At 60.7% G+C, this 7,396-nt stretch carries 5 protein-coding genes; 1 reads left to right on the forward strand and 4 read right to left on the reverse strand.

The features are described 5' to 3' along the window. Window positions 1–69 precede the first annotated feature (69 nt). The 4 genes from ABHR75_RS00640 to ABHR75_RS00655 all read right to left on the reverse strand — a co-directional run bounded on the left by ABHR75_RS00640 (window position 70) and on the right by ABHR75_RS00655 (window position 4,663). Window positions 70–1,518, reverse strand: a complete 1,449-nt coding sequence (locus tag ABHR75_RS00640; protein WP_346963382.1) for a PTS transporter subunit EIIC — start codon at window positions 1,516–1,518, stop codon at window positions 70–72. Between the two features lie 70 nt (window positions 1,519–1,588). Beyond that, on the reverse strand, window positions 1,589–2,428 hold the full coding sequence (locus tag ABHR75_RS00645; protein ID WP_346963383.1) for a PRD domain-containing protein: 840 nt from the start codon (window positions 2,426–2,428) through the stop codon (window positions 1,589–1,591). 260 nt (window positions 2,429–2,688) lie between these two features. After that, window positions 2,689–3,663 (reverse strand): nucleoside hydrolase, encoded by a 975-nt coding sequence (locus ABHR75_RS00650; RefSeq protein WP_346963384.1) that lies wholly within the window; start codon window positions 3,661–3,663, stop codon window positions 2,689–2,691. Between the two features lie 4 nt (window positions 3,664–3,667). Beyond that, a complete protein-coding gene (locus ABHR75_RS00655; RefSeq protein WP_346963385.1) occupies window positions 3,668–4,663 on the reverse strand; it encodes a ribokinase in 996 nt (331 codons plus the stop codon). 187 nt (window positions 4,664–4,850) lie between these two features. Between ABHR75_RS00655 and ABHR75_RS00660 the strand changes: the two genes are divergently transcribed. After that, window positions 4,851–7,067 (forward strand): acyltransferase family protein, encoded by a 2,217-nt coding sequence (locus ABHR75_RS00660; protein ID WP_346963386.1) that lies wholly within the window; start codon window positions 4,851–4,853, stop codon window positions 7,065–7,067. Window positions 7,068–7,396: the final 329 nt, after the last annotated feature.

Genomic DNA, 7,396 nt, shown 5'->3' on the forward strand with positions numbered 1-7,396 from the left:
ACAGTACCGTTGCGCGGCCAAGGGGTCGGACCGCGCAACGGCTGGGGAGCATATTTGTGTAGTAGCCTCTTATGCCTCGACGGATTCAACGGCCTCAGAATCGCCGCTCTTGGACTTCAACGGCATCTTCTCCTGTCCTTCAAATCCAAAAATCATCGCCAACGCAAACGTCACGGCACCGCCAGCAAGACACCCGATGGTGCCAGGGATGATATCCTGAGCAAACATGAGCACGTTCATCCATGGGAAACCAACGCCAGTGAAGATATAGACGTTGGCATGAAGAAGGCTTACCAGCAGACCACCGACAGCACCACCAATCATGTTCCAGGCAAGAGCCTTCTTGTCGCGAAACAGGATGCCGTAGATGATGGGCTCACTCACGCGACCGAAGGCATAGGTGATGAACAAGTTCCAGCCCGTGGCTCGACTCTCCTTGTCCTTAGCGCGCAGGCCATAGGCGAGCGCGATGGCAAGCGTGGTGTAGGCTACAACCGCGGTGCCGGGGTATAAGATGGCGTCGTAACCGTTCTGGAGCGCGGCGGGCAATATGGCGGTATAGATCGGCACGTGCATGCCGGTGGCGATGATCAGATTCCAGAATGCGCCGATAACCGCGGTCGCAGCGGGACCGGCAACAGAGGCGAGCCAAATGATGAAATCGGCCACAAGGCCCATGACAAATTGGACGGCAGGGCCGCAGAGGCACAGCGCGACCGGCAACATCACGAGCACCGTACCCACGGGTACGATCAGAATGCGCAACATATCAGGCGAGATCTTCTTAAAGAAGCGCTCAACATAGGACTGGGCCCAGGTGATCAAGATGACCGGAAGAACAGCCTGGGTGTAGTTGACGAGCTGCATGGGGATGCCGAAGACGCTGAAAGGCTTTCCGTCCTCAACAATAGCGAGCATATCGGGATAAATCATCACAACAGCGATGAGCAGTGCCAGCACAGGACTCGTTTTGAACTTCTTAGCCGAGCTATAGGCGGCAAACACCGGGAAGTAGTAATACGCCGCATCGCCCACCAGGGAAAGGATCCGATACAGGTCGCTCGTTTCGGACATAAAACCGGCGCCTTCGGGCCCAAACAGAATAACGAGCATCTTGAAGATACCGGCGACACAAAAGATCGGAAGGATCGGGGTGATAGCGCCGCTCACGGCATCGAGCAGCTGATTGAAGAGGTGCTTAGGCGCCAAGCGCTCCTTCCAGCTAAGCTGAGGGCCATCGAGTTCCTCGTCAATCGATACCGTGACCTCGAATCCGCCCTGCTTACAAACCTCGTCGTAGACCTTGTCGACCGTGGGCCCGACCACCAGCTGCACCTGCCCTCCGGCGTGCACGACGCTGATGATAGACGAGATGTCCTCAAGCTTCTCATCATTCGAGAGGCTTTCATCCTTGAGGTTGAAGCGCAGGCGCGTCATGCAATGCGTAACCGAAGCCACGTTTTCCGCCCCGCCCACAGTGGAGAGAATCTGCTCTGCCACCTTTTTGTAATTTGCCATCATTGGCTCCTTTGCACAATCTTGGCTTACTGTTCGAATCGGCAAAGGTCATGCCCCGAATGGCTACGGGTTACAATCCTTTTTTGGAGATGATCCGGTTGAGATGGATCATCAGATAGAGTTCCTCCTCCTCGGAGAGCGTGGCGTCCCACGTTTCACGACAATAGGAACCGATATGCTTCACGCACTCTGCCAACTGCGGAAACTCCTCACGAAAGTTCTTGTACATCTGCATGTTGGCGCTGTTCAGCGACTCGCCGGCTTGAATGCGCTTGAACAGGTACCGCAGATGCGTGGCGAAGCGGGTGAAATCAAAGGAATCGCGGTCGACAATAATGCGGAAATCGCTTTCGAGAATCTCGATAACGTCCTCGAGCATATCGTCGAACTGCTTTGCGGGCTCGGCCGTGGCTTTGACGGCTTCAACAACCCGTGCGTTCACGAGATTCATCGCAATACTGGCAATCTCATCCTTGGGAAGCCGCTCTCCGAGCTCCTTCTCGAGTCGCATGACGATAAACTGGGCAGCCTTGTATTCCTTCGGATACGTCTCCCGCACTTCATAGGCAAGAGGCATCGCGATGCGGACCCCCTTTTGGGCTCGCGCAACGGCAAACGACAGGTGATCAGCCATGAACAGCGTCGCATTGGTCGAGAGGTCGTAGGGCAGTTCGTTGGCGACGATGTCCATCACCTTGGCCGTGAACATCACGATCTCAGAAGGAAGGTCGCGCATGACGTCCTGCCCTTTGGGGTCGATGTCATAAAACGTATGCTCAATCTTAGAGAGCGGCAGCTCGCGGGGAAATTCTCCCCCAAACCCGACGCCCCTGCCCATGGCGATCACGTCGCGCCCCTGCCCGTCGCGGCAAAGAACGGCATTGTTGTTGAGCTTTTTAATCGCAAGCATTATTGAACCTCCTTTCGGAATTATCAAAAAGAAAAGGCATGACTGCAAATAGCCGAGCTATCGCGGTCATGCCTTACCAGTAACAATCCGTTGTATCGAGGCGCGGGCATGCCTCCCTAGAAGTAACAATCCGCGCAGCAAAGAATGATAGCCCATATCTTCGCGGGGAGCACCGTCCACAGCCGACCAACGGTAGCATATCGTCCGTGAACGGTTTTGGAAGCGTTGAAACGATTGGGAGGCCGTCTCAATCTTGCGGATCAGCCAAGGACACGGGCCATACGTGTCTTGAACTCGGACAGAAAGCGCGGGGCGTCCACGGTGAGTGCCACAAGCGCGCTCTTGTCGGGGTCGGATAGGCGATGCTCGTCGCAGATAGTGCGGCCGCGATACTCGCCGAGCAGGTCGACGCGCAAGTTGCAACCAAGTGCGCCCACGAGCGTGGGATCAATCGCCACGGCAACGGCAAGCGGATCGTGCAGCGCGCAGCCGCCCAGGTAAGGGGCGTTCATCTCGTACGAGCCAATGTAGTGCTCGACCATACTCGCAAATGCGCAGCCCGCCATGGTGCCCGAGCCCGTCCAACCGGCAATGTCGCGGCGCGTCAGCACCACGCGATGCGTCACGTCAAGACCAACCATGGTGAGTTTGCGGCCCGAGCGCAGCACGGCGTCAGCGGCCTCGGGGTCGCTCGCCATGTTGGCCTCGGCACCGGCGCTCACGTTGCCGGGCACGGTCAGGGCGCCACCCATCACCACCACGCGGCCGATAGACATCATCGCCGCCGCGTCGCGCTCAAGGGCGAGCGCCAGGTTGGAGAGCGGACCGGTCGCCACATAGACCAAGTCGGGACCATAGGTACGCGCGGCATCAATCAGGTAATCGACCGCCGCATTGCCATCGGCCGACGTCGCGCCCACCGGCTCGTACGGCGAGGCGGGCACGCTTGCGCCGCCGATGCCGTTCTTGCCGTGGATAAGCGTGGTGGACGCCGGCGGCGTGTAGGGTTCGGTCGCCTTCACGGGACGATCGGCGCCCAGGTACACCGGCACCTCGGGACGACCCAACAGGTCGAGCACCGCCAAGCAGTTGTGCGCCGACTGCTCGACGCGCACGTTGCCAAAGCACGTGGTGATGCCGACGAGCTCCACCTCGGGGCTCGCGATGGCATAGGCAAGCGCCATCGCATCATCCACACCCATATCCAGATCAAGGATCAGCTTCTTGGTTGCCATTGTTCTACTCCGCTTCTCCGTCTACATCCAAACCGTCTAAACCAAACTTGTGCTCGACTTCCGCACGCGTGGGAATTGATTGCTGAGCGCCCAGGCGCGACACCGTCACCGCCGAGGCGCGAGCGCCCGCGGCCATGCACTCAAAGAGCGGCAGGCCCTCTAGGCGAGCCGCCGCCAACGCGCCGATAAACGTATCGCCGGCGGCCGTGGTATCGACTACCGTACTCGAAAGTGCCGGCATGCGCAGCAGCTCACCGCCATCGCCGAGCGTAACCGAGCCGGCACCGCCCAACGTGATGACCGCAGCGCCGGCGCCCTTGTCGAGCAGCGCATTGAGCGCGGCGACGCAACTCACATCATCCGTGGGCAGAATGCCCGTCAGAACCTGGCACTCGGTCTCGTTGGGACAGACCAGGTCGACCGCAGGCCAGACCTCCGCAGGCAGCTCGCAGGCGGGCGCCGGGTTAAAGATCGTATAGAACCCCAGCTCGTGAGCGCAAGAGAGTGCCGCGGCCGTTGCCGCAAGGTCACATTCGCCCTGGGCAATAAAGACGCTTCCGGCAGCCGGGGCAATCTCGTTGGCATCGCCGTCGAGCTCGTCGGCCACCAAGCGCCTCAGTGCGCGGGCAACGTCCTCGCCCGCAAGCGCATGGTTGGCGCCCGGCGACAGCACGATGCGGTTGTCGCTCTCGCAGCGAATGATAGTCGCGGTACCGGTCTCCACGTCATCGCGACGCGCCACAAACTCAACGCCCACGCCGGCATCCTGGAGCCCTGCCACGAGCGCATCGCCAAAGGTATCGCGCCCAACAGCGCCGATCATGCACGTGCGCGCACCCATGCGCGCAGCGGCAACGGCCTGGTTAGCGCCCTTGCCACCGGCGTTGGTGATAAAACCGCTACCGCCAACGGTCTCGCCCGCGCGCGGCATGCGCTCGCACGCCACCGAAAGGTCCATGTTCATGCTGCCGAACACCGCAACGATGCTGTGATCCGCCATGGAAACCTCCTCGCCTTCAGGCTTTGCGCCCACCGTCGACCAACGATTGTGCACTCTCGCACCCCCTATAACTTTAGTCCACTTTGATGTGGACGCGCGCTTGAGCTTGCGCCAGCAGCAAGCATTCACAGGGGCAGGCAGCTACAATGAATATGTGCTGATTATTCTCGTCATTGGATGATGTTTTATGGAACAATTCTCGCAATCGGGCTCGCGCGGTCGACGCCGCACGGGCAACGAGCCGGCGCCGCACGAACGCGTGAAGGGCGAGCGCCGTGCCAACGAGCCGCGACGCACCGCAAGCCCCCATCGCGCTTCTGCCAACAACGCGGGCCGCGCCAACACTCCCGCCGCGGAGCAGACGCCTGCTCGCCCCAAGTCCCGCTACATCCCTGCGCTCGACGGCCTGCGCACGCTTGCCGTCGTCGCGGTGGTGCTCTATCACCTCAACCTCACGTGGGCTCAGGGCGGCCTGCTTGGCGTCACGATCTTCTTTGTGCTTTCGGGCTATCTGATCACGCGCTTGCTGCTCAACGAAGTCGCTAAGACCGGCCGCATCGACCTTAAGAGCTTCTGGATTCGCCGCATCCGTCGCCTGGTCCCCGCCGTGGTAACGGTAGTGTTCGTGACCTGCGCGCTGTGCACCATCTTTAACCACGTGATGCTCACCAAGATGCGTCCCGACGTTCTGCCGTCGCTGCTGTTCTTTAACAACTGGTGGCAGATTGCCCAAAACGTCTCGTACTTCAACGCCCTGGGCGACCCCTCGCCGCTTACGCACTTTTGGTCGCTCGCCATCGAGGAACAGTTCTACCTGGTTTGGCCCCCGCTGCTGTTTGCCATGGTATCCATGCATGTGAGCAAACCCAACACGCGCCGCGTGGTTCTGGGCCTTGCCGCGGTATCTGCCCTCGCCATGATGGTGCTTTACAACCCTGCCGCCGACCCCAGCCGCGTGTACTACGGCACCGACACCCGCGTGTTCTCGCTGCTGCTGGGTACCTGGATGGCCTTTATCCCCGATTGCGACCTGGCGCCGGTGCGTCTCGCACATCGTTTGGGGCTCAATCGCCTAGCTGGCGCCGCCAAGCACGGCAAGAACGCCGAGGGCAAGCATGACGCTACGACCGACGGCGCAGCCGAGACCGTCCCGGCACAGCCGAGCGCCCTCGTGCGCTTTTGGTCCTCGCCCGCATCCATCGATGTGCTGGGCGTCGTGGGTCTGGTTGGCCTTGCCGCCATGGTCGCGCTCACCAACGGCTACACCGCGTTCCAGTATCGCGGCGGCACGCTGTTATGCTCCATCCTCACGCTCATGGTCATCGCGGCCTGCGTGCAACCCCAGGGAATGGTTGCCCGCGCACTGTCCGCCGAGCCGCTCGTGTGGGTTGGCAAGCGCTCGTACAGCATCTACCTGTGGCACTATCCGCTACTGTTGCTCATGAACCCGGTCGCCAACATCAACGATACGCCGTGGTGGCAGTACATTTTGCAGGTGTTGTTGGTGGTCGCCGTAGCCGAATGCTCATATCGCTTTATCGAGACGCCGTTTAGAAAGGGCGCCTTTGGGCGCACCGTATCCGAGTTCCGCGACGGCACCACCACGCCCGCCAACTGGGCACGCGCGCATATTCCCGTGTGCGCCACTTGCAGCATCGTGCTTGTTATCGCGCTGGGCGGCCTGATCTTTGTGCCGGAGACCTCCGCACTGAGCGGTGAGGGCGCCGAAGTCCTCAACAAGGAAGCCAAAAACACCGCGCCAACGGACCAACAGGCAGCCGACGACACCGACAAGGACAACGACGGCTTCCCCGATGGCTCCTACGACCTGCTGATGATCGGTGACTCCGTGTCGCTGCGCGCCGTTGATTCCTTTGACGGCGTGTTCCCCCACAGTCACATCGATGCCGAAAAGGGCCGCCAGTTTGATGCGGGCCGCGCGACATTTGAGGGCTATCTCCAACAGAACCTTGCCGGCAAGATCGTGGTCCTTGCGCTGGGAACCAATGGCTTGGTAACCGACGACCAGATCGACGCCATCATGGCCGATGCAGGAGATAAGCGTATTGTGGTGTTTGTGAACACGCGCAGCCCGCAGCCGTGGGTTGGCTCTACCAACCAGGCCATCGCCAACGCCGCTACGCGCTACAAGAACGTGCGCGTTATCGACTGGTACGGATACAGTGCCAATCGCAACGACCTGTTTGATGGCGATGGCACGCACCTGTCGACCACAGGCGTGACTGAGTACCTCAACTTGATCCACGATGCAGTCAAGAAGGACCTGCCCGTGCATCCCGAGGATCACGTCAACGATCCGCAGCCGGCGGCCGTCAAGTCTGCCACCGACGCGCTCGTCAATGCGCTCGCTCTCAAGCCGCACAAGCTGGGCACCGACAAGTAACCTGCAACGCAAACTTCCCACATCCGGAGGGGGTGCCTGCCACGGCAGGCACCCCCTCCGGATGTTAGGGACGTTCCTTATGTGCCGGCACCTAGGGACACTCCTGGCACAGCCGAGGAACGCCCTCCTTGCGACCGAATTCTGAGCGCCTCGCCACCCCGAGCGTTGTTTCTAAGGGTCGCGCGCGCAGACGTGGTGTAAGAGTGTCCTGAGGTCCGTCGCTGCAAGTCCCGATGTTACTCCTTCTTGAGGCCGCGCTTCTCGACTATCTCGTCCACTATCTCCCTGGCGCGCCGCCCGAGCGCGCGGCGCCTCCCCTCTGTCGGGGC

The sequence above is a fragment of the Collinsella aerofaciens genome, from assembly GCF_039752955.1.
Classification (GTDB): Bacteria; Actinomycetota; Coriobacteriia; order Coriobacteriales; family Coriobacteriaceae; genus Collinsella; species Collinsella aerofaciens_BI.

Excerpts from the sequence above, each read along its gene's own strand:
- ABHR75_RS00640 (WP_346963382.1), bottom strand. The coding sequence starts at position 1,518 with ATGGCAAATTACAAAAAGGTGGCAGAGCAGATTCTCTCCACTGTGGGC.
- ABHR75_RS00645 (WP_346963383.1), bottom strand. The coding sequence starts at position 2,428 with ATGCTTGCGATTAAAAAGCTCAACAACAATGCCGTTCTTTGCCGCGAC.
- ABHR75_RS00650 (WP_346963384.1), bottom strand. The coding sequence starts at position 3,663 with ATGGCAACCAAGAAGCTGATCCTTGATCTGGATATGGGTGTGGATGAT.
- ABHR75_RS00655 (WP_346963385.1), bottom strand. The coding sequence starts at position 4,663 with ATGGCGGATCACAGCATCGTTGCGGTGTTCGGCAGCATGAACATGGAC.
- ABHR75_RS00660 (WP_346963386.1), top strand. The coding sequence starts at position 4,851 with ATGGAACAATTCTCGCAATCGGGCTCGCGCGGTCGACGCCGCACGGGC.